The following is a 21,585-nucleotide window of genomic DNA, read 5'->3' on the forward strand; positions in this document are numbered from 1 at the left end:
CAATCGCCTTCTGGCGCGGCGAAAGGTCCCAAAGGTCGTGCTAAAACACATGTTTCATCCAGCGCGGGGGCTGCGGGCAGGCGGTCCGAGGAGCGATTCGCAAAGCATGCGGCAGGATGGCAGCAAGCGGGGGCTGTAGGACAGTGTTTTTGGTGCGAGGCTTTAGGTCTCTTCGAGGACTGCTTCGCGCCCTTTGTTGCCGGCCGGCTTTTGATTGACGGCCTCGAAAGCCGCCCCTCGTTCTTGTTCCAACACGGTCTGCAACACAGGGGAATAAAGAGGCCGGAGTTACAACCTGATCAACGAAGCTAGGGGCAAATACTCAAAGATTAGTGTTGCGAAAGCACCGGAAAGAAACGCAATATTGTCGTCAGGGAGGACAGAAGTGGCAAAATTGGCGGAGTGGATTGCGGGGCAGGATGCTTGGGTAAGCGATGCGCTGCGCCGGGCGGCGCTGGCGGGTGTCGCAACGGCCGAAGATGCTGATTCCATCGCCTTACGCGTCCAAGCTGCACAAGGTCTCAACGCCCACGAACCCCTAGAATGCGTCGCTTTTGATGAAGCCTTCCTTTCCGCGACCATCGATGCCGCCGAGGTTCCCTTGCTTTGCTCGATAGGCCCCCTGGACCATGTCGACAGGCTCGCACCGGGCCAGGAACTCAAATTCGCTCTCGACGGGCTGACGATCATCTTTGGAGAGAATGGCTCGGGCAAGAGCGGTTACGCGCGCGCCGCGCGTCGCCTCTGCACGTCGCGGGTGCCGATTACGCTTCAGGGCAACGTTTTCGCGCAGAACGAAGCGGCGCCGACGGTTACGTTCACCGTTAAGAGTGGTGAGGCCGAGCCGGTCCTGCATCAATGGGTCGAAGGCTCGGCTTTACCGGGCATCTGCGCGCACATGACCTTCCTCGATACGGCTAATGCGCGCGCCTATGTCGAGGATAAGGCCGAAATCCTGTTCCTTCCGCCCGAGGTCCGATGCCTCACCACCTTGGGCCAGCTATATGTCCTCGCCGCCGAGCGCTGTCAAAAGGCGGCTGACCAGTTGACCGCAGCGCATGGTGGCGCACTCGGCGTGCAGTTCGGTCCGAACACGGTCGCCGGAAGCCTCGTCGCCTTGCTGGCGACGGCGACGCCGCTCACGCGGCTCCCCTCGGTTGAGCAATTACGCTCAGCTGCCGCGTGGGACGAGACCGCCGCTGCTCAGCTTGTAAAAGTACGCCTTCAGCTCGCGGAGGGTCCGACGGCCCAGGCGCGGACGCTGCGCCGCCTTGGCGAGGCCGCGAAGTTCATCGCCGACAACGCCGTCGCCGTGATCGTGCCGCTCGGCAGACCGCAAATCGAACAGGACGCGGGGCTGTTGCGGTCCTTAGCTCAGGCTCGCGCCGCCGCCGAGACGTTTGCGGCCGAACAGGTCGGCCGCTTCCCCATCGCCGCGACCGGGAGCGAGACGTGGCGGCAATTGTTTATCCTCGCGCGTCAGTTCGCGGCCGAAGCGGACATCGTGCCCGACGACGGCGCCTTTGAGATCGGCGACCCCTGCATGCTCTGCCAGCGTCCGTTCGATGAAGAAGCCCGCGATCGAATGAGGGCATTCGACGCCTTTATCGCCGGCGAAGCAGCCGCTGCGGTAGAGGCGGCAAAGGGCAAGATCGATGCCCGAGTCGCTGCCTTGGCCGGCCTGAAAATCGAGACCGAAGAGCATGTTCTCCAGGCTCTCTCAGAGCACCGAGAGCGCGACGAAAATCTCCGCGCGATCATCGACGATGTTGCGCAAGCCTTGCGCGCCTTGCTCGAACATCGCCAGCGTCTCGTTGCTCATCTCCAAGGTGGCCCTCCGGTAGAGAGTGTGCCCGACATTGCCCCAATCGTCGCGCTCTCCCGAACCGCCGAGAATCTCATTGCGCGCGCCGAGATCCTCGATCAGGGCGGCGGTGTCGATCCAGCGGCGATGGCGCTGGAACAGGAGCTGCGTGACCGCGAGGCGCTTGCTGCGTGCATTGACATGATCGTGGCACGACGCAACGGCCTCGCCGATCGACAACGCTATCTCGCCTGCGTGACCGCGCTCGGCACGCGCCCGATCTCCCTGCTCGCCTCCTCCTTGCGCGGTGAACTGGTGACGCCAGAGCTACGTCGCCGGATCGAGCGGGAAATCGCTTCGCTCGGGCTGGAGCATGTGCCGCTGCGCTTCACCGAGCAGAGCGCGTCGGGCAAAAGCTTCTTCGAGATGGCACTTGCCAGCGCCGGCCGCGCCAAAAAGTCGACGGTCCTCAGCGAGGGCGAGCAGCGCGCGCTCGCGCTCGCGTGCTTCCTTGCGGATGCGCATGTAAGCGAGAGCAAAGGCGCGATCATCGTCGACGATCCCGTCACTAGCCTCGACCATCAACGAATCCGACGTGTCGCGAACCGCTTCGTCGCCGAAGCTGGACGTGGGCGGCAAGTCATCATCTTCACCCACAATCTGCTCTTCTACCAAGAAGTGCTCCGCGCCTGCGCGGATCGCGATCCGCAGATACTGGCGCTTCCCTGCCTGATTCAGCAGTCGACGGACGGTTTCGGTCTCGTTTCGATCGACGACCAGCCTTGGATCGCCAAAAAAGTGCGCGAGCGCGAGCGCGCCCTGGATGCACAGCTCAAGGCCATCCCCGGTGGACTCGCCGCTGACAGCGAGGAGCTGCGCGTCCTCGCAAAGCAGTTCTATACCGACCTGCGCGAAACATGGGAACGCGCCGTTGAGGAAGTGGTGCTCGGTGGCGTAGTTGAGCGCTTTGGCACCGATGTGAAGACCCAAAGTCTCAAGTTGGTCGACATCGATGATGCCGACTATCGGACGATCTTTTTCGCGATGAAACGTGCCTCGGAGCGGTCCGGTCACGATCAGGCGGCCGCGAAGCAGATAGACGCACCTGATAAGAAGCAGATGGATGCCGATCTACTCGAGCTCAGAGGCTTCATTGCAAAGCATAAGAAGAAGGCACAGGCGACGGGCGAACGTCGCAAGGAGATGGAGCAGCCACCCAAGGCGAGTGTCGCCTGAGCACGCTACGTTCTTTGCTATGGCAGCTTGAGCAGGGACCGATCCGACCTGCCAATTCGCCAACGGCAAAACTAGCCTTCCACCCCCCTCCCCCAGTTGCCAATCTGTTCCGCATCGCCGACAAGGCGCTTATGCCTTCCCTCCCCTATCCCGCGCTCCACGCGACCCATGGCGGCATCTGGCTGGCGATGCCGGATGGGGAGACGCGCGGGCTTGGCCGCGGCGAGGCGATCGGGCGCGCCGCCGAGACGCCGATGATCATGCTCAATGCGCCTCTGGTCGGGCAGCGGCTGGGCTATCCCGATCTGTCCGGGCTCGATTTGCTCGAACTGTTCGCCTTCGTCTTTCCCGCGCGCTTCGCGGTGCCGACGCCGAAAGGAATCGCCCATGCGCTGGGCCTCGCGCCGCCCAGGGATGAAGGGGAGGCGGCGCCGTTCCTGCTGCGGGCGGCGGCGGCCTTGCTGGAGCGGATGGGGGCGGCGGACTGGCCGGAGCGCGAAGGGGCCTGGGCTTCGGCGCAATCGCTCTATCGGCTGCGCTGGGCCTGGGCGGCGCCGGTGACGGAGCGGCTGAAGCGGCCGGAGCGGGACGAGCGCTGGCTTTTCTCGAAGCTCCCCGAATGGGAGGACAAGCCACCGAGGCCGCAGCCGCGACCGACGCGGATCGCGGGCGACGAGGCGGTCGAGCGGCTCGCCAGCCTGACCGGGCGCGGCGCCGAAGCGCGCGAGGGGCAGAAGGACTATGCGGCGGCCGCCGCGGCCGCCTTCGCGCCGCGCAAAATGGAGGGCCAGCCCAACATCCTGCTCGCCGAAGCCGGCACCGGGATCGGCAAGACTCTGGGCTATCTCGCGCCCGCCTCCTTGTGGGCGGAGAAGGCGAACGGCGCGGTCTGGGTGTCGACCTACACCAAGGCGTTGCAGCGCCAGCTGGACCGCGAGAGCCTCCGCCTCTTCCCCGATGCGGCGGAGCGCAAGGCCAAGGTCGTCGTGCGCAAGGGGCGGGAGAATTATCTCTGCCTGCTCAACCTCGAGGACGCATTGCAGGGCGGGTTCGCCGGCCGCGCCGCGATCCTCGCACAACTGGTCGCGCGCTGGGCGGCTTACACCAAGGACGGCGACATGGTCGGCGGCGACATGCCGGGCTGGCTGCCGACTTTGTTCCGGCGGGCGGGGGCGACGGCGCTGACCGACCGGCGCGGCGAGTGCGTCTATGCCGGCTGCCCGCATTACCGCAAATGCTTCATCGAACGCTCGGCCCGGGCCAGCCAGGACGCCGACATCGTCATCGCCAACCACGCGCTCGTCATGGTCAACGCCGCCCGAGGGCGCGAGACGGGCGGAGCGGCCACGCGTCTGGTGTTCGACGAGGGTCATCACCTGTTCGATGCCGCCGATTCGACCTTCGCGACCGCGCTGACCGGCCAGGAGACGATCGAGCTCAGGCGCTGGCTGATCGGGCCGGAGGGCAAGTCGCGCGGGCGGCGGCGCGGACTTTCGGCGCGGCTGATGGATGTCGCTTCCTATGACGAAGCCGGCGCGGCGGCGCTCGAGGCGGCGGTGCAGGCGGCGGGGCTGCTGACCGGCGACGGCTGGCTCCAGCGTATCGCCGAAGGCATGCCGTTCGGGCCGCTGGAGAAATTGCTCTCCGCGGTGCGCGGCACCGTCTATGCGCGCGCTTCGGCGCAGGATGCGGGCTACGGCATCGAGACCGAGCTGGCCGAGCTCGATGGCGACATCGTCTCGGCCGCGGCGCCGGCCGTCGAGGCGATGGAGTTGCTGCTCCGGCCGCTGGTCGCGCTCGGCAAGAGGCTGGAGGCGGTGCTGGAGGACGCGCCCGACTGGCTCGATCCGCAGGCCAAGGCGCGGATAGAGGGGGCGATTGGCGGCCTCGCCTGGCGGGTGCAGTCGCTCTCCGCCTGGATCGCCCTCGCCGCGCGAATCGGCGGGCCGGCCGATCCGGACTTCGTCGACTGGCTGGCGGTCGAGCGGGTCGACGGCCGCGAATTTGATATCGGCGTCCACCGGCGCTGGCTCGACCCCACCCGGCCGCTCGCCAGGACGGTGCTGGAGCCGGCGCATGGCGTGGTGGTCACCTCGGCGACCTTGCGCAACGCGGAAGGATGGGACGCCGCGGAGGCGCGCACCGGCGCCTGCCACCTGCCGCATCCAACCCTCCATTTCAGCGCCGACAGCCCGTTCGATTATGCGGCGCATAGCGAGGTGCTGATCGTCACCGACGTCAAGCGCGGCGACATCGGCCAGCTCGCCGGCGCCTATGCGCGGCTGATCGAGGCGGCGGGGGGCGGCACATTGGGGCTGTTCACCGCCATCCAGCGGCTGAAGGCGGTCCACGCCCGCATCGCCGACCGGCTCGCCCGCATTGGGCTGCCGCTCTACGCCCAGCATGTCGATCCGATCGACACCGGCACGCTGGTCGACATCTTCCGCGACGACCCCCGCGCCTCCCTGCTCGGCACGGATGCGCTTCGCGACGGGGTCGACGTGCCCGGGCACTCGCTCAGACTGGTGGTGATGGAGGGCGTGCCGTGGCCGCGCCCGACGGTGCTGCATGCGGCGCGGCGGGCGGCGGGCGGCGGTTCGGCCCATGACGACCGGGTGGTCCGGGCGCGGCTCGCCCAGGCGTTCGGGCGCCTCATTCGGCGGGCCGAGGACAGAGGCATTTTCGTGCTGCTCTCCGCCGCGACGCCATCGCGCTTGCTCACCGCTTTCCCTCCGGGCGTGTCGATCCGGCGGGTCGCGCTGGCCGAAGCCATCGAACGCGTCCGCTCCGGCCTTTCAACCGCCTCCTCTTTGGGGCATCAGGCGGTGGGAGAGACGGCGGTCGAGGGAAGATCATGAAGATTCTGACGCTGCTGCGCCACGCCAAGTCGACCTGGCACGATCCGGTCGCCCGCGACTTCGATCGTCCGCTCAACACGCGCGGCCGCAAGGCGGCGAAGACGGTGGGGCGCGAGATGCGCGCGCAGGGACTGCGTTTCGATCGCGTGCTCGCTTCGCCCGCCATGCGGGTGAGGGAGACGCTCGACGAGGTTGCCGACGGTTATGGGCGGTCGTTCGATCCCGAATATGACGCGCGCCTCTATCTCGCCTCGCCGGCCTTGCTGCTCGACATCATCCACGAGGTGGCCGATCCCGTCGAAAGGCTCCTCCTCGTCGGCCATAATCCCGGGCTGGAGCAGCTCGCCTTGCTGCTGACGGACGGGGAAGGATTGCGCCGCGAAGTCGCCGTCAAATATCCGACCGCGACGGTGGCCGAAATCGCCCTTCCGATCGACCATTGGCGCGATGCGGGGGAGGGAATGGGCATCCTCGCCCGCTTCATCCGCCCGCGCGACCTCGATCCCAGCCTGGGGCCGGACGAAGATACGCATTGAAAGGCGTCGGACGCCGGGTTCAACGTCCGTCGAGCGCGTCCGCCAGCATCCCGCGCAGCGACCGCAGCTCGTCCGCCGGAAAGCCGGGATTCGGCTCCGCCGGCTCCGCGTCCGGCGCTCCGTCGCGTTCCTCGCCGTCGTCCGCGCCGCTCGTCAGGAGCTGCTGGACACCGCGAATGGTGTAGCCGTCCTGGTTCAGCAGGCGATGAATGCGCCGCGCGAGGGCGACATCGTCCGGGCGGTAGTAGCGGCGGTTGCCGGCCCGCTGGAGCGGGCGGAGCTGGGGAAAGCGCGTTTCCCAGTAGCGCAGGATATGCTGCGGGACGCCGAGGTCTCCGGCAAGCTCGCCGATGGTGCGGAATGCGTTCTCGCTCTTGGCGCGGGCTTCCGGCAAGGCCTCAGCCGCCGCTTACGATCCGCTCGCGCATGATCTGGCTGGCGCGGAAGGTAAGCACGCGGCGCGGCGCGATCGGCACCTCGACGCCGGTCTTGGGATTGCGGCCGATCCGCTCGCCCTTGTCGCGCAGGATGAAGCTTCCGAAACCGGATATCTTCACATTCTGCCCCTCGGCCAGGGCATGGCACATGTGATGGAGCACGCGCTCGACGATGTTCGCCGATTCGGCGCGCGACAGCCCGATCTCGCGATGCACGACATCGGCGAGATCGGCACGCGTCAGCGTTCCGGCCGCCGGTTTCCTGATCGTCGCTGCATCGGCCATGGGCTTTCCTCCCCGCGAGTAATGGAAACGTCTAATATAGCTTGGATTCAAGTGCAATCGGCATTGCGCGATCGACCGTCAATAGCGGATAACCGCAGCGCCCCAGGTGAAGCCGCCGCCCATCGCTTCCAGCACGATCAGGTCGCCTTTCCGGATCCGGCCGTCGCGGACCGCGACGTCGAGCGCCAGGGGGACGGATGCGGCGGACGTGTTGGCATGCTGATCGACGGTGACCACGACCTTCTCCGGCGGGAGGCCGAGCTTCCGGGCGGTGGCGTCGAGGATGCGCTTGTTGGCCTGGTGCGGCACCACCCAATCCACCTCCTCGGCCTGATGGCCGGAGGCGGCGAGGACTTCGTTGAGAACGGCGGCGAGGTTCACCACCGCGTGGCGAAACACTTCCTTGCCCTTCATGCGCAGCTTGCCGACCGTGCCGGTGGTGGAGACGCCTCCGTCGACATAGAGGAGGTCGTTATGACGGCCGTCGGCGTGGAGCCGGGTGGCGAGGATGCCCTGATCCTCGGTTTCCTCCGCCTTCAGCACCAGCGCGCCGGCGCCGTCGCCGAACAGCACACAGGTGGTTCGGTCCTCCCAGTCGAGGATGCGGCTGAACGTCTCCGATCCGATGACGAGGGCGTAATCGGCCATGCCGCCCTTCAGCATATTGTCGGCGACGGAGAGGGCATAGAGGAAGCCGGTGCAGACCGCCGCCACGTCGAAGGCGATGCAGTCGTCGATGCCGAGCGCCGTCTGCACCCGGGTCGCGCTCGCCGGGAAGGTCTGGTCGGGAGTGGCCGTGGCGAGCACGATGAGGCCGATCTGCCCGGCGGTCACTCCAGCGGCTTCGAGCGCCTTGCGCGATGCCTCGGTCGCGAGCGTCGCCGTCGTCTCGCCGTCTCCGGCAATGTGGCGCGCCTCGATGCCGGTGCGCTCGACGATCCATTCATGGGTGGTCTCGACCCGCTCGGCGAGCTCGGCATTTGTCACCCGCCGCGGCGGCAGCGCGGAGCCGGTTCCGATGACGACAGCGCGGCGGGTCATTGCGCGGCGGCCTGATCGGCGCGGTGGGCGGCTATGTCCGCGAGATCCTGGGTGATCTTGCGGGTGAGATCCTCGCGGACCATGCGCGCCGCCACCCGGATCGCGTTGGCGACGCCTTTTTCATTGGCGTTGCCGTGGCTCTTCACGACCAGCCCGTTCAAGCCCAGGAAGACGGCGCCATTGTGGTTGTTGGGATCGAGATGGTGCTTGAGCAATTCGGTCGCCGGCCGCGAGATCAGGAAACCGACCTTGGAGCGCACCGAGCTGGTGAAGGCGCGCCGAAGCAGATCGGTGACGAAGCGGGCCGTCCCCTCGGCGGTCTTGAGCGCGATGTTGCCCGAAAAGCCGTCGGTGACGATCACGTCGACATCGCCCCGCGAGATTTTATCGCCTTCGGTGAATCCGTCGAAGCGCATGCGAAGATAATCGGCCTCGCGCAGGATAGACGCGGCGTCCTTGAGCTGGTCGGTGCCCTTGAGCTCCTCGGTGCCGATGTTGAGGAGGCGGACGCGGGGTTTGTCGATATCGAGCACCACGCGAGAATAAGCCGCACCCATGACGGCGAACTGAACGAGATTCTGGGTATCGCACTCGGTATTGGCGCCAAGATCGAGCATGACGAGGTCGTTGTCGCCCAAGGTTGGCAGCAAGGCGGCGAGCGCGGGCCGATCGATGCCCTTCAGGGTGCGGAGCGCGACCTTGGACATCGCCATCAGCGCGCCGGTATTGCCGGCGGACAGGGCGGCATTGGCGTCGCCCGTCTTCACCGCCTGAATGGCGCGCCCCATCGAGGTGGTCTTGGCGCGGCGCAGCGCCAGGCTCGGCTTCTCCTCGGCGGCGATGACGTCGTCGCAATGGACGATTTCGACGACGCCGGCGAGCCCGGAATGCCTGCCGAGTTCCGACGCGATCGCCGCTTCGTCGCCGAAGATCAGGAAGCTCAGGTCGGAGCGGCGGTCGTGGGCGCGCGCCGCGCCCGCCAGCATCACCGCCGGGCCGACATCGCCACCCATCGCGTCGATTGCGATCCGTGGCGCGCTGCCCACCGGTGTCGCCTCCAGAAGCTTGTTAGCCGTTACGCCTCGACCGGCCGGATTTCGCGGCCGTTATAATGGCCGCAGCCGCCGCACAGATTATGCGGCAGGCGAAGTTCGCCGCAATTCGGGCATTCCTGATAATTGACCGGCTTCAGCGCATGATGGCTGCGACGCATGTTGCGCTTGGAAGGCGAAGTTTTTCTTTTAGGGACGGCCATGCTGGCACCTGTTCCAATCGATCGAGTCTATGATGCAACGAGCAGCGGCGCCAATCGGTCAACGGCCGGATCGGCCGCTGGCCATGGCGGCCGGGATACTCGTTCTTGAGCGGTGCCGCCTATAGCGGATTTCGCGGATGTTGCAAGCGCCGCTTCCCCGTGCGAGCGGAGCGAGGATAGAGGGAGAATAGTCGATGATGTTGCCGATCACCTTGACCATCGCGGGCGCCGCCGCCCTGCTCAACGTCTGGCTCGGCCTGAGGGTCAGCCGGCTGCGGCGGCAATATAATGTCTCGATCGGCCATGGCGGCAAGAGCGCGCTCGCGACGCGCAGCCGTTCGCATTCCAATTTCATCGAATATACGCCCTTCTTCCTCATCCTGCTGGGCCTGGTCGAGATGGCGCGCGGTTCCGAGCTGTGGCTGTGGGGCGCGGCGATCCTGTTCATCCTGGCGCGCCTCCTCCATCCGTTCGGCATGGACCGGCCGGAGCGCGTCTGGATGCGGACGGTCGGCGTGGCGGTGACCTGGGCTGTCCTGCTCGGCCTTGCGGCCTATGCGATCGCGATCCCCTATCTGGAACGGGCGCGGGCGCCTTCGCTTACCTACGCCGCCTCGACAGGCTCTCCGGAAACCCCGAAACCGATCTGAGCGGGCCGGAATCGGCGACGATCGCGCACCACCGCAGTAGCGACTCTCACCTCCTCGCCAGCGCTTGGTCGCCGACGAAGGGGTTGGTGCGCCGCTCATGGCCGAAATTGCTCATCGGGCCGTGGCCGGGAATGAAGGCAGTGTCGTCGCCCAAAGGCCACAATTTCGAGACGATCGCGTCGAGCAGGGCCTGATGGTCGCCCATCGGGAAATCGGTGCGCCCGATCGAGCCCTGGAACAGTACGTCGCCGACAATGGCCAGCTTCGATTCGGGATGGTGGAAAACGACGTGGCCGGGCGTGTGGCCGGGGCAGTGGTATACGTTGAAGCTCAGTTCGCCGACAATGGCCGCGTCGCCTTCGTCGAGCCAGCGGTCCGACGCGAACGGCACGCCCTCGATGCCGTAGCGGGCGCCGTCCTCCGCCAGCCGGTCGATCCAGAATTTGTCGGCCAGGTGCGGACCTTCGATCTTCACGCCGAGCTCGTCCGCGAGCAGCTTGGCCGATCCGCAATGGTCGATATGGCCGTGGGTGAGCAGGATCTTCTCGATCGTCACGCCCTGTTGCGCGGCGGCCGCCTTGAGCCGGTCGATATCGCCGCCGGGATCGACGAAGGCGCCGCGCATCGTCCGCGTGCACCACAGCAAGGTACAATTCTGCTGGAGCGGGGTGACCGGGATGATCGCGGCCTTGAGGGGAGAGGTCATGCGCCGCGACATGGTCCGCGGCGGCGCCGGATGCAAGCACTCCGCCGTCCGCTCACGGCCGTGCGTGGTTTGCCGGAGGCGCGGAAATTCACTTATCCGCACGAACCCGATGGATTTCAGGCCGCAATTCCATTAGGCGCCTGCGCTCGAATATCATCCGTCTCTATTTTCCAAGACGTTACGCAAAGGATAGACAATGATTCGTTCTGCTTCTTCGCTTTCGTTGCTTGCCATTTTCGGGGCCGCCGCTTTGGCCGCCACGCCCGCACTCGCCGACAAGGGGGAGCACGCCCACGCCAACGAGGCGGCGACCGAAGCCGAAGCTCCCAAGGCGCCTGCCGCCAAGGAAGAGAAGAAGGTGTGCAAGACCATCGAGACCACTGGATCGCGCACGGGCGGCAAGAAAGTGTGCATGACCCGCGCCGAATGGAAAAAGGTCGACATGTAAGCGGACGGCTTACCAGCCGGCCGTCTTCTCCCACTCATCAATGATATGATGGCCGCCGTCCACGACCCGGTAGCGGTCGTAGGCGGCGGTCGTCATGCAGACGTGGTTGGGCAGGATTCGTATCCTGGCGCCGACCGGCAATAGATCGAACAAGGCGGAGTGCGCGACCGGCACTTCACCATGCTCCTGATGCACGCCGCCGACGACGAGGTCGCCGAACGCCGGCTCGCCGTCCAGATCGACGACGAGTCCGTAGCCCATGTCGCCGCCGGCAAGCGCCGCGGTCGACCGGTCCTTCGACAAAGCGAGGCCGCCGGCATCGACGATCAGATGGCCGCGAGCGCGGTCGTGGCTGATGACGGTGGCCAGCACCGACACGGCGATGTCGCCGCGCGCCAACGAGCCGATCGCCGCCTGGAACAGGTCGCCCGCCATGTAGACGCCGGGGCGCAGCTCGGTGAGGCCGTCGCCCGAGCGCGCGTGGACGGCCGTGGGAGTCGAGCCGGCGCTGACGCCGGGCACGTCGAACCCGGCCTGGCGCAGCCGGCTGGCGGCCAGGACCACCGCTTCCCGCTCCTGCTCGGCGATCACGGTGATGGCTTCGGCCGAGCGCGCGCGGTAGCTGTGGCCGCCATGGGTGGCGACCCCGGCGAGAAATGCCCGCGAGCCTTTGAAGGCGTTAGCGATCTCCAGCAGCGCGCCGCCATCGGCCGCGACTCCGGTGCGATGCTCGCCGCTGTCGATCTCGATCCAGACGCGAAAGGGCATTGCGGCCGCCGCGATGGCGCGAGCCGCTTCGGCGCTGTCGACGAAGAAGCTGAAGCGTGGGATCGAGCGCGCTACACCCGCCGCTCGCTCCAGCTTGTCGGGCGTGAGGCAGACGGCGACCTGGATATCCTCGATGCCGTGCCCGGCGAAATATTCCGCTTCCTTCAGGGTCGAGACGGCGATGCCGCCATGTTCCGGGTCGATCGCGATCCGCGCTGCGTCGATCGATTTCAGCGTCTTCATGTGGGGCCGAAGACCGACGCCGAGGCGCCGGCAGCGCTCCCGCATCGCCTCGCAATTCGCCTCCAGCCTGCCGCGGTCGAGGATGAGCGCGGGGGTGAAAAGGTCCGACAGCTCCATCGTCAGCACTCGACCACATTGACGGCGAGGCCGCCGAGCGAGGTCTCCTTGTAGCGCTCGTTCATGTCGAGGCCGGTCTTGCGCATCGTCTCGATCACCTGGTCGAGGCTCACCCGGTGGGTGCCGTCGCCGACCAAAGCGAGGCGCGAGGCCTCCAGCGCCTTGACCGCGCCGACGGCGTTGCGCTCGATGCAGGGCACCTGGACGAGCCCGCCGACCGGATCGCAGGTGAGGCCGAGATTATGCTCCATGCCGATCTCGGCGGCATTCTCGACCTGGCTCGGAGAGCCGCCCATCGCGGCGGTGAGCCCGGCGGCGGCCATCGAGCAGGCGACCCCCACCTCGCCCTGACAGCCGACCTCGGCGCCGGATATAGAGGCATTCTCCTTGAACAACGAACCGATCGCCGCGGCGGTGAGGAGGAAGATGCGGACGCCTTCGTCGGATGCGCGGGGGGTGAAGCGCTGGTAGTAACGCAGCACCGCCGGCACGATCCCGGCGGCGCCGTTGGTGGGAGCGGTGACGACGCGGCTGCCGGCGGCATTCTCCTCGTTGACCGCCAGCGCCCACAGATTGACCCAGTCGAGAACGGTCAGCGGATCGGACAAGGTGCGCTCGGCCCGTTCGCGGAGCAAAGCGTGGAGCGCGGGCGCGCGGCGCTTCACCTTGAGTCCGCCGGGAAGGATGCCGTCGATCGTCATGCCGCGGTCGATGCAGGCGGACATGGCGTCGGCGATGGCGGCCAGGCCGCGGTCTATCTCCTCGTCGCCAAGGCCGGCGCGTTCGTTGGCGAGGGCGATTTCGGCTATGGTCAGGCCTTCTCGCGCCGCGATGGCGAGCAATTCATCGGCGGAATGATAATTGAAGGGCACGTCCCAGCCGCCTTCGGGCGGGGCGTTGCGGCCGACGGTCGCCTCATCGACGATCGCGCCGCCGCCGATGGAATAATAGACCTGGCTGACGAGCGTGTCGCCGGCCTCGTCGATCGCTGCGAAGCGCATGCCGTTGGAATGATGCGGCAGCCGCTCGCGCTGGAGGAAACGAAGGTCGCGCGCCTCGACGAACTCGACATTCCTGGCTCCGGCAAGGTCGATCCGCGCCGTCTCGCGATTCCGCGCGACGATAGAGTCGGCCCTATCGGGATCGAGCGTGTGCGGCCGCTCGCCCGACAGGCCGAGCAGAATCGCGCGGTCGGTGGCGTGGCCCTTGCCCGTAAGGGCGAGCGAGCCGTACAGGTCGACCTCGACGCGCAGGGTCGCCTCGATCAGATTCCTGGCGACCAGCATCTCGACAAAGTCGCATGCCGCCGTCATCGGCCCCATCGTGTGCGAACTGGAAGGACCCACCCCGATCTTGAACAGATCGAAGACACTGGCGACCACAGGCATTCTCCTTGGCGGCCCAGAAGCGGGCCAGCCCGGGCCGGGACATGCGCCGCGTCCACGAATATGGCAAGCGCCCGACGCATGATCGATGCCAGCCTCCCCTTCGTCCTGCTGGACGATGCCGGCGACGCCGCGATCGGTTCGTCACGGCTCTTCACGGGGGCGGTCGAAATCGTGGAGACGCGGGAGCCGGCGGAGGTGCGCGCCTGCCTTGGAAGGGTTCGCGAGGCGGCGGAGCGAGGGCTTCATGCGGCGGGATTCCTGTCCTACGAGGCGGGATATTCGCTGGAGGCGAAGCTCGAGCCGCTTGGGCGCCGCCCTCCCCGCGAAGCTCCCCCCCTGCTCTGGTTCGGCCTGTTCGAAGGCTGTGACGAGATCGAGCCTGCGCAGGTGCCGAGTCTGCTGCCGGACCCGGCGTCCGCCTGGACGGCGGCGCCTCGCCCGCTTATCGCCCAAGAGGATCACGCCGAGGCGGTCGCGCGGGTGAAGGCGCATATCCTGGCCGGCGACATCTACCAGGCGAACCTCACCTTTCCGGCGGAGGTCCGCACCGCCGGCAGCCCGCTCGGCGTCTATGCGGCGCTTCGCCCCCGCGCCCGCGCCGGCCATGGCGGCCTGGTCTTCACCGGCGCGCACTGGCTGCTGTCTTTCTCGCCCGAGCTTTTCTTCACCCTGGAACGCGGCCGCGTCACCACGAGGCCGATGAAAGGGACCGCGGCGCGCCATGCCGATGCCGCCGACGACGCGGCCGAGGCGGCCGCGCTGCGCGAAGATCCCAAGCAGCGCGCCGAAAATCTGATGATCGTCGATCTCCTGCGCAACGATTTGTCGCGCGTATCGCGGCCGGGCAGCGTCAAGGTGCCCTCGCTATTCGCCGTCGAGACCTATCCGACCGTCCACCAGATGACGTCCACCGTCACATCGGAGCTGGAATCAGGCGTCGATCCGATCCGCCTCGTCGAGGCGATCTTCCCCTGCGGTTCGATCACCGGCGCGCCCAAGATCAGGGCGATGGAGCTGATCTCCGAAATCGAAGGCCATCCGCGCCATGCCTATACCGGCGCGATGGGGAGGGTTGCGCCAGGCGGCGAAGCATCGTTCAATGTCGCCATTCGCACGATAATCCTGAAGGAAGGAGACGATCGCGGCGTGATGGGATTGGGTTCGGCTATCGTGGCAGACAGCCACGCCGGCGACGAGTGGCGCGAATGCCTGGCGAAGGGGGCGTTCGCGCACGATCCGGCACGACGATTCGACCTGATCGAGACGATGCGTTTCGATCCGCGCGAAGGCGTCGCCGAGCTCGATCTCCACATGGCCCGGATGAAGGCGAGCGCGGAGGCGCTGGGCTTCCCGTTCAGCCGCCACGAAGCGCGTAACGAATTGCAGGCGGCGACCTTCCGGCTGCGCGAGCCCAGGAAGCTGCGCCTGCTTGTGTCGAAGAGCGGCGCCATCGCCATCGAGAGCCGCCGGCTGCCGCCCGATCCCGAGGCTCCGGTCGGAGTCGCGATCGTGCCACGACCCGTCCCGCGCGACGATTTCCGGCTGTCCCACAAGACCAGCGACCGCGCCTTCCACGATGAAGCGCGCGCCACCGCGGGGACGTTCGAGATCGTGTTCGAGGACGAGGACGGATTCCTGACCGAGGGCAGCTTCACCAGCCTCTTCGTCGAGCGCGACGGGCGGCTGGTGACTCCGCCTTTGGCGCGCGGCCTGCTGCCCGGCATACTCCGCTCGCGCCTGATCGCCAGCGGAGAGGCTGAGGAGGGCGACGTGCGCGCGGTCGACCTGGCGGGAGGATTCTTCATCGGCAACGCGGTTCGCGGGCTGCTCCCGGCCGTCGTCAGGAGGAGTTCAGCCGCGACGTTCTAATATCGATCCGAACGGAGGCTATCGATGAACAGACGCACCATGATCGCAGCCGGCGGCGCGACCTTGCTCGGCGGCTATGCGCTGCTCGGCCGCGGCGGCAGCTCCCACGCCCGCGAGGGAAATTTCGAGATTCAGCTGAGCGAGGCTGAGTGGCGGAAGCGGCTGTCGCTCGAACAATATGCCGTGCTGCGCCGGGAGAGTACCGAGCGCGCCGGATCGAGCCCGCTCAACAAGGAGAAGCGCAAGGGCATCTATGCCTGCGCCGGCTGCGGGCTGCCGCTTTATTCGTCCGCCACAAAGTTCGAGAGCGGCACCGGCTGGCCGAGCTTCTGGAAGCCGCTCCCCAACGCCGTCGGAACGCGGCCCGACAACAGCCTCTTCTTCACCCGCACCGAGGTCCATTGCCGGCGCTGCGGCGGCCATATCGGCCATGTCTTCGAGGATGGACCCAGGCCGACCGGCCTGCGCTACTGCATGAACGGCGACGCGATGACGTTCCGGCCGGCATGAAGCGCCTTCTGGTCCTGATCGCGGCGGCGCTGGCGACGCCCGCCATGGCGGCGGAAACCGAGACCGCCATCCTCGCCGGCGGCTGCTTCTGGGGCGTCGAGGGCGTGTTCGAGCATGTCAACGGCGTGCGCGAGGTCGTCTCGGGCTATGCCGGCGGCGAAGCGGGAGATGCCAGCTACGCCAGGGTCAGTCGCGGCGGGACCGGCCATGCCGAAGCGGTGCGCATCCGCTACGATTCCGCGCAGGTCAGCTACGGCCAGTTGCTGCGCATCTATTTCACGGTGGCGCACGATCCCACCCAGCTCAACCGGCAGGGGCCCGATGTCGGCGCCAGCTATCGCTCCGCCATTTTTCCGCGCGACGAGGGCCAGCGGCGCGTCGCCTCGGCCTATATCGAGGCGCTGAACGAGGCGAGGACCGGCGGACGGCCGATCGTGACGACGCTGGAAAGCGGAAGCTTCTACCCGGCCGAGACGGAGCACCAGGATTTCATGGAGAAGAATCCCCGCCATCCCTATATCCGCGCCCACGACGCGCCCAAGCTGGTCGCGCTGAAGCGCCGCTTTCCGGCGCTGTGGAAGCCATAGACCTTCCGGCTCACCTCGTCATTCCAGCGAAAGCTGGAATCTCCCTTGTTCGGAAGGATTAAAAGAGATCCCAGCTTTCGCCGGGATGACGATGAGGCGAACCGGCTCAGGCCGCGATCGGGAATCTCAGCAGCCGATCGGCCACCGGCACCAGCGCCTCGGCCCGGCCGCCCACCGCCCGCGCGATTTCCGGATGGCCGGCATCGAGGCCGCCGGTGAGCGCCCCAAATGCGGGCAGGATGAGCTTCGTGCCGGTGGCGACGAAGCAGCGCCGCGACACCTGCCGGCCGCGCCGGGTGATCCGCAGCTTGGGGTGGAAATGCCCCGAAATCTCAGGCCGCGCCTCGGCGGGGTCGGCCTGGTGACGCAGGATCAGCCCGTCCACCTCCGCCTCCTCGACGAGCAGGCCGCCGCAATGGTCCGCGAACCCCGGATCGTGGTTGCCGATGATCCAGGTCCATCGCGTCGATGCGGTGAGCCCGGTCAGCATTTCACGCGCCCGTTCGGGCAGCCGATCGCAGCCGTGACGGTCGTGGAAGCTGTCGCCCAGGCACCAGATTTCCCGCGCCGCCGTGCTCGCCGCCAGCGCCGCCAGATCGGACAGGGTCGCCATCGAATCGTAGGGCGGCAGCATCTGGCCCAGCCGCGCGAACCAGCTGGCTTTCTCCAGATGCAGGTCGGCCACCAGCAGCGCGCCGCGCGCCGGCCAGAACAGAGCGCCCTGCGGCAGCGCCATCAATTCGTGTCCAGAGAACGAAAAGCGAACCATCGCGCTTGCTATAAAGCGGACCGTGCCGCGTTCAAGCGCCTCGCGTCATGCGGTCAGATCCGTCGCCGTGGCGGCGCTCTCGGTCGGCGCGGATCGCGGCGAGGGATCGACGTCGCCGGGCGCGGTCGCCCAGAACAGGATCGCGCCGGCGATGAAGCCCTGCGCGACCAGGGCGAACGGATTTTGCAGCTTCTGCTTGATGCTCATTATCTTGCTCTCAGTCCGCAGACTGCCTTTCGGAAACGCCTACATCACCGGTGGGTCGTCCTTGCGGGAGGCGCGCGCCGGGAGTCGCCGTCTGCTCCCCGCGACCTAGACCGGAGATGAATCCGGAGGGAGCGGCGCGAGACGAAGGTGCGGGACCCGGCGACGAAGCTGCATTTGGAAACGACCCCGGCCGTGGTCAATCCCGCAATTTCAACAGGTCGCCGTGCGGCCAGCCTAAGCGGAGCGAAGCGACAAAGAGGCGATGGCCGGCAATTGCCCCGCCACCACAGCCGCCAGCTGGTCCATGCTGAACGGCTTGCGCAGCACAGGGCCGTCGGTGCCGAGTGCCCGTTCGATCTCGTCTGTCTCGGCATAGCCGGTGACGAAGACGATCGGCAGACCGGGGTGCGTCTTGCGGAGGGCGCGGGCGACATCGGCGCCGTGCATCCCGGGCATCGCGAAATCGAGCAGCAGCAGATCGGGCGTGGCGGCGGTGACCTTGCCGATCCCTTCCTCGCCGCTGGCGGCCTCGACGACGGCATAGCCGAGTTCCTTCAGCGAATCGGCAAGGAAGGCCCGGACGTCGTTGTCGTCGTCGATGACAAGGATCGTCGCAGCGCGGCGCCCGCCGGGCGCGTCGGCCGCGGGTTCCCCGCCCTCGGTGACGGTGCCCGCATTCGCCTCGGCGACAGGCAGCAGGATATGGACGACCGTCCCGGCGCCGACCTCGCTCTCGATGCGCACGGTGCCGCCGGACTGGTGGGTAACGCCATAGACCTGCGACAGCCCCAGCCCGGTGCCCTTGCCGAGCGGCTTGGTCGAGTAGAAGGGCTCGGTGGCGCGGGCGAGCACGTCGGCGGTCATGCCCTGGCCGGTGTCGCTCACCGATATGCGGACATAGTCGCCTTCGGCAGCGTCCGGCGCGGTCGTCAGCCTGACCAATTCGGTGGCGATGGCGAGGGTGCCGCCCTCCGGCATCGCGTCGCGCGCGTTGATGGCGAGATTGAGCAAAGCGTTTTCGAGCTGGTTGGCGTCGCATCGGGCATGGCCCACGTCGGCGCCGAGGTTCGTCTCGACCGCGATCTTGCGGCCGATCGTGTGGCGAAGCAGGTCCTTCATGTTGGCGATGACCTCGTTCACGCCGACCGCGGCCATGCTGATCCGCTGGACGCGCGAGAAAGCGAGGAGCTGGCCGGCGAGCTTGGCGCCGCGCCGTGCCGATTCGAGGCCTGTCTCGGCCATCCGCTTCAGCCGCTCATCCTCGATCCGCATGGCGATGAATTCGAGCCCGCCGATGATCGGCGTCAGCAGATTGTTGAAATCATGGGCTATACCTCCGGTCAGCTGGCCGACCGCCTCCATCTTCTGCGCCTGGCGCAGCGCCTCCTCGGCCCGAAGCCGCTCGCCGACCTCGGCCTGCAGGCGGTCCAAAGCGGAGCGGAGATCGGCGGTGCGCTCCTCCACCCTCTTCTCCAGCGTGTCGTTGAGCTCGCGCAAGGCGGCTTCGGCGCGCTTGGCGTCGGTAATGTCATGGGCCACGCCGATGAAGCCGGCATGATCGCCGTCCGGCCCCCAGCGGGGCTGCGACGTGGAGCGCAACCAGCGCCACTCGCCGTCGCAGCGGCGGTAGCGCGCCTCCAGCACGAACGGTTTCAGCGTCGCCTCGCCGGCAATGGATTGGGCGACGATCCGGTCATGGTCTTCTTCGTGGAGGATCGTCCGCCAATCGAAATCGACGCAATCCGCATAGGAGACGCCGAGGAAGTCGACATAAGCGCGGTTGACGAAGCCGCGCTTGCGGTCGAGCTTGGTCACCCACATCGGCACCGGCGCGCTGTCGGCGATCAGACGGAAACGATCCTCGCTCTCGCGCAGCGCCCGATCGGAATCGACGCGCTTCGTCATGCGTCGGACGCCCAAGGGCTGCGGGGCAAGTCGCCATATACGGCACGCGGCATGACGCTACGCTCCACTCAATCGTCGCCCGCCGCCCCGAAGGGATCGTAGCGGCGACGTTCCGATTGCGGAAGCCCTCGCGTTCAACCCGCCTTTCGCGCGTGCATTTCCGCCGCCTCGAGCAGGCGCAGCACGTTGCCGCTCCAGATTTTCTCGATATCCTCGTCGCTATATCCGGCCTGCCGAAGGCGGGCGGTGATCTTCGGCAAGGCGGCGACATCCTCCATGCCGGCGAGCCCGCCGCCGCCGTCCCAGTCGGCGCCCAAGCCGACATGGTCGACGCCCATCACGTCGATGGCGTGGAGGATGCTCTTCATGAACAGGTCGAAATCGCCCTCGTTATTGGGCTGGCGGGCGTCGAGCGCGGCCTTGTCGGCGACAAGCTGACGCCGTTCGGCCGGCGAGAGGTCGAGCCACCTCGCTTGCCGCTTTTCGATCGCCGAGCGTTCGTCGCTGCTGTCGCCCGCCGCCAGGAACAGGCTGTTGATCTGCATCACCCCGCCCGCCGCGGCGAGCTTGCGCAGGCGCGCGTCGTCGATATTGCGGGGATGGTCGTAGAGCGCTTTGGGACCGGAATGGGACAGGATGATCGGCGTTCTCGACAGGGCCAGGAGATCGTCGAACGCGGCGTCGGACGAATGGCTTCCGTCGATCACCATGCCGAGCCGGTTCATCTCCTTCACCCATTGCTCGCCCAGCGGGCTGAGGCCGTTCCACCGCGGCGTGTCGGTGGTGCTGTCGGCGAACTGATTGTTGCGGGAATGGACCGGCCCCGCCATGCGCACACCGAGCTTGTAGAAGGTCTCCAGCAAAGAGAGGTCGTTGCCCAGCGGATAGCTGTTCTCGATGCTCTGATAGACGATGCGCTTTCCCGCCTTGTGAATACGCTCGGCGTCGGCGGCGGTGGTGGCGAGTTCCAGCTTGTCGCGATTCCGGTTCACCACGCGCTGGATCGCCGTCGCGCGCAGCAGGGCCGCGTCTCGCGCCTGGGCGAAGCCTTCCGGGGTGAGCGGTCCCTGCGGCGTGTAGATGACGAAGAAGCCGCCATCGAGCCCGCCCGCCGCCATCCGCGGGATATCGGTTTGGGTCTGATCCCAATGATATTCGTGCCATTCGTCGAACGCCCAACCGGGCCTTTCGAAATGCGCGGGAGTGTCGAGATGGGTATCGAGCACCAGCATCTGCTCATGCGCGAGCCGGTCGACCGGGCTGACCGTGTCGTGGGCGAGGGCCGGCATGGCGACGGCGAGGACCAAAGCGGATACAAAAAAAGGGCGCATGGGGCGGTCGTTCCTTGAATGAACCTTGAGCGGCGGATCCGACGAACCGAATCGCCCCGATGTGCCAGAAGCCCATGGCCTCTGTCACGGTCCCGGATCATTTCCGCTCATCCCGAAGGATCAAGCGCCTCGATTGGAACGACGGGGAGCCCCGCCGGAACGCCCGCCGGAGCGTCAGTCGGCCTTCCGGTAGGGAATGAACTCGCCGAGCGAGACGAAACCGTTCCGCATGCGCGCGGTGCTGTCGTAGAGATGGACGACGTCGATATCGCACAGGCGCGGCGAACGCGTGTCGGTGACCAGCACGTCCCAATGGCTCAGGGATTGGGCGCCGGCCTCGGGACGGTTGACGTAGAGCGTGCCGCCGCGCGTCTCGTAGACGATGGCGGTGCGGTTGATGATCCGGGTGGAGCGGATGTCGCGCTGGGTGAGGCAATCGACCGGCGCGCCGGCGACGCGTCCTTCCAGCACCTGGGCGAGCTTCGCCTCGCCGTCGGCGGAGGGGCTGGCCATGGCGGGCGCGGCGGCCAGGATGAGGGTTCCAAGGAACAGGGAGGCGGCTTTGCGCATGACGGTTTCCTTTCAGGGCGAGGCCCGATCGTCGGCCTGCCTAACAGAGCCACGCTGAACGTGAC

Annotated in this window: 21 protein-coding genes; 8 read left to right on the forward strand and 13 right to left on the reverse strand. The window is 67.1% G+C overall.

All coding sequences use genetic code 11. The annotated features are described in order from the left end of the window. Positions 1–385: 385 nt before the first annotated feature. The 3 genes from ACFQRC_RS06315 (at position 386) to ACFQRC_RS06325 (ending at position 6,434) form a co-directional block, all read left to right on the forward strand. On the forward strand, positions 386–3,040 hold the full coding sequence (locus tag ACFQRC_RS06315; RefSeq protein WP_379959037.1) for an AAA family ATPase: 2,655 nt from the start codon (positions 386–388) through the stop codon (positions 3,038–3,040). 131 nt (positions 3,041–3,171) lie between these two features. Continuing rightward, entirely contained in the window at positions 3,172–5,898 is a 2,727-nt protein-coding gene (locus tag ACFQRC_RS06320; protein ID WP_379959039.1) for an ATP-dependent DNA helicase, read from the forward strand. Further along, positions 5,895–6,434, forward strand: coding sequence for a SixA phosphatase family protein (locus ACFQRC_RS06325; protein WP_379959041.1), 540 nt, complete (start codon positions 5,895–5,897; stop codon positions 6,432–6,434). The genes ACFQRC_RS06320 and ACFQRC_RS06325 overlap by 4 nt, the downstream gene beginning before the upstream one ends. Positions 6,435–6,453: 19 nt before the next feature. Here the strand turns inward: ACFQRC_RS06325 and ACFQRC_RS06330 are convergent, their stop codons facing one another. The 5 genes from ACFQRC_RS06330 to rpmF form a co-directional block, all read right to left on the reverse strand. Then, positions 6,454–6,828 carry a MerR family transcriptional regulator gene (locus tag ACFQRC_RS06330; protein WP_379959043.1) on the reverse strand — a complete coding sequence of 125 codons (375 nt, stop codon included), beginning with the start codon at positions 6,826–6,828 and terminating at the stop codon, positions 6,454–6,456. A 4-nt stretch (positions 6,829–6,832) separates the two neighbouring features. Further along, a complete protein-coding gene (locus ACFQRC_RS06335; RefSeq protein ID WP_379959045.1) occupies positions 6,833–7,156 on the reverse strand; it encodes an integration host factor subunit alpha in 324 nt (107 codons plus the stop codon). A gap of 78 nt (positions 7,157–7,234) precedes the next feature. Next, positions 7,235–8,197 (reverse strand): beta-ketoacyl-ACP synthase III, encoded by a 963-nt coding sequence (locus tag ACFQRC_RS06340; RefSeq protein WP_379959047.1) that lies wholly within the window; start codon positions 8,195–8,197, stop codon positions 7,235–7,237. Continuing rightward, positions 8,194–9,243 (reverse strand): phosphate acyltransferase PlsX, encoded by a 1,050-nt coding sequence (gene plsX / locus ACFQRC_RS06345; RefSeq protein WP_379959049.1) that lies wholly within the window; start codon positions 9,241–9,243, stop codon positions 8,194–8,196. The genes ACFQRC_RS06340 and plsX overlap by 4 nt, the downstream gene beginning before the upstream one ends. Before the next feature lie 29 nt (positions 9,244–9,272). Further along, the gene (gene rpmF, locus ACFQRC_RS06350; protein WP_379959051.1) at positions 9,273–9,452 is read right to left on the reverse strand and encodes a 50S ribosomal protein L32; all 180 of its coding nucleotides are present in this window, start codon (positions 9,450–9,452) and stop codon (positions 9,273–9,275) included. Positions 9,453–9,646: 194 nt separating this feature from the next. Here rpmF and ACFQRC_RS06355 point away from each other — a divergent pair, with 194 nt between their 5' ends. After that, entirely contained in the window at positions 9,647–10,102 is a 456-nt protein-coding gene (locus ACFQRC_RS06355) for an MAPEG family protein (RefSeq protein ID WP_379959053.1), read from the forward strand. Positions 10,103–10,148: 46 nt separating this feature from the next. Here ACFQRC_RS06355 and ACFQRC_RS06360 read toward each other — a convergent pair whose 3' ends face one another. Next, positions 10,149–10,808, reverse strand: coding sequence for an MBL fold metallo-hydrolase (locus ACFQRC_RS06360; RefSeq protein ID WP_379959055.1), 660 nt, complete (start codon positions 10,806–10,808; stop codon positions 10,149–10,151). A gap of 196 nt (positions 10,809–11,004) precedes the next feature. On the opposite strand from ACFQRC_RS06360, the gene ACFQRC_RS06365 reads away from it, so the two are divergent. After that, the gene (locus ACFQRC_RS06365; RefSeq protein ID WP_379959057.1) at positions 11,005–11,256 is read left to right on the forward strand and encodes a hypothetical protein; all 252 of its coding nucleotides are present in this window, start codon (positions 11,005–11,007) and stop codon (positions 11,254–11,256) included. 9 nt (positions 11,257–11,265) lie between these two features. On the opposite strand, the gene ACFQRC_RS06370 is transcribed toward ACFQRC_RS06365, so the two are convergent. After that, entirely contained in the window at positions 11,266–12,384 is a 1,119-nt protein-coding gene (locus tag ACFQRC_RS06370) for an alanine racemase (protein WP_379960407.1), read from the reverse strand. Positions 12,385–12,386: 2 nt separating this feature from the next. Continuing rightward, positions 12,387–13,766, reverse strand: a complete 1,380-nt coding sequence (locus ACFQRC_RS06375; protein ID WP_379959059.1) for an L-serine ammonia-lyase — start codon at positions 13,764–13,766, stop codon at positions 12,387–12,389. Positions 13,767–13,850: 84 nt separating this feature from the next. Here ACFQRC_RS06375 and pabB point away from each other — a divergent pair, with 84 nt between their 5' ends. From pabB to msrA, 3 genes are read left to right on the forward strand one after another with little or no spacing between them, the layout of a single operon-like run. Further along, positions 13,851–15,641 (forward strand): aminodeoxychorismate synthase component I, encoded by a 1,791-nt coding sequence (gene pabB / locus ACFQRC_RS06380; protein WP_379959062.1) that lies wholly within the window; start codon positions 13,851–13,853, stop codon positions 15,639–15,641. Positions 15,642–15,665: 24 nt separating this feature from the next. After that, a complete protein-coding gene (gene msrB, locus ACFQRC_RS06385; protein WP_379959065.1) occupies positions 15,666–16,151 on the forward strand; it encodes a peptide-methionine (R)-S-oxide reductase MsrB in 486 nt (161 codons plus the stop codon). Then, positions 16,148–16,738, forward strand: coding sequence for a peptide-methionine (S)-S-oxide reductase MsrA (gene msrA / locus ACFQRC_RS06390; RefSeq protein WP_379959068.1), 591 nt, complete (start codon positions 16,148–16,150; stop codon positions 16,736–16,738). The genes msrB and msrA overlap by 4 nt, the downstream gene beginning before the upstream one ends. A 106-nt stretch (positions 16,739–16,844) precedes the next feature. On the opposite strand, the gene pdeM is transcribed toward msrA, so the two are convergent. The 5 genes from pdeM to ACFQRC_RS06415 all read right to left on the reverse strand — a co-directional run bounded on the left by pdeM (position 16,845) and on the right by ACFQRC_RS06415 (position 21,520). Continuing rightward, positions 16,845–17,507: a ligase-associated DNA damage response endonuclease PdeM gene (gene pdeM, locus ACFQRC_RS06395; RefSeq protein WP_379959071.1), complete on the reverse strand. Its 663-nt coding sequence runs from the start codon at positions 17,505–17,507 to the stop codon at positions 16,845–16,847. Positions 17,508–17,552: 45 nt separating this feature from the next. Next, on the reverse strand, positions 17,553–17,714 hold the full coding sequence (locus ACFQRC_RS06400; RefSeq protein ID WP_379959073.1) for a hypothetical protein: 162 nt from the start codon (positions 17,712–17,714) through the stop codon (positions 17,553–17,555). A 234-nt stretch (positions 17,715–17,948) separates the two neighbouring features. Continuing rightward, complete coding sequence (locus tag ACFQRC_RS06405; protein WP_379959075.1) at positions 17,949–19,619, reverse strand: response regulator; 1,671 nt, start codon at positions 19,617–19,619, stop codon at positions 17,949–17,951. Positions 19,620–19,753: 134 nt separating this feature from the next. Further along, positions 19,754–20,950 (reverse strand): dipeptidase, encoded by a 1,197-nt coding sequence (locus ACFQRC_RS06410; RefSeq protein WP_379959077.1) that lies wholly within the window; start codon positions 20,948–20,950, stop codon positions 19,754–19,756. Between the two features lie 174 nt (positions 20,951–21,124). After that, the gene (locus tag ACFQRC_RS06415; protein ID WP_379959079.1) at positions 21,125–21,520 is read right to left on the reverse strand and encodes a hypothetical protein; all 396 of its coding nucleotides are present in this window, start codon (positions 21,518–21,520) and stop codon (positions 21,125–21,127) included. Positions 21,521–21,585: the final 65 nt, after the last annotated feature.

The sequence above is a fragment of the Enterovirga sp. GCM10030262 genome (assembly GCF_042666435.1).
Taxonomy (GTDB): Bacteria; Pseudomonadota; Alphaproteobacteria; order Sphingomonadales; family Sphingomonadaceae; genus Allosphingosinicella.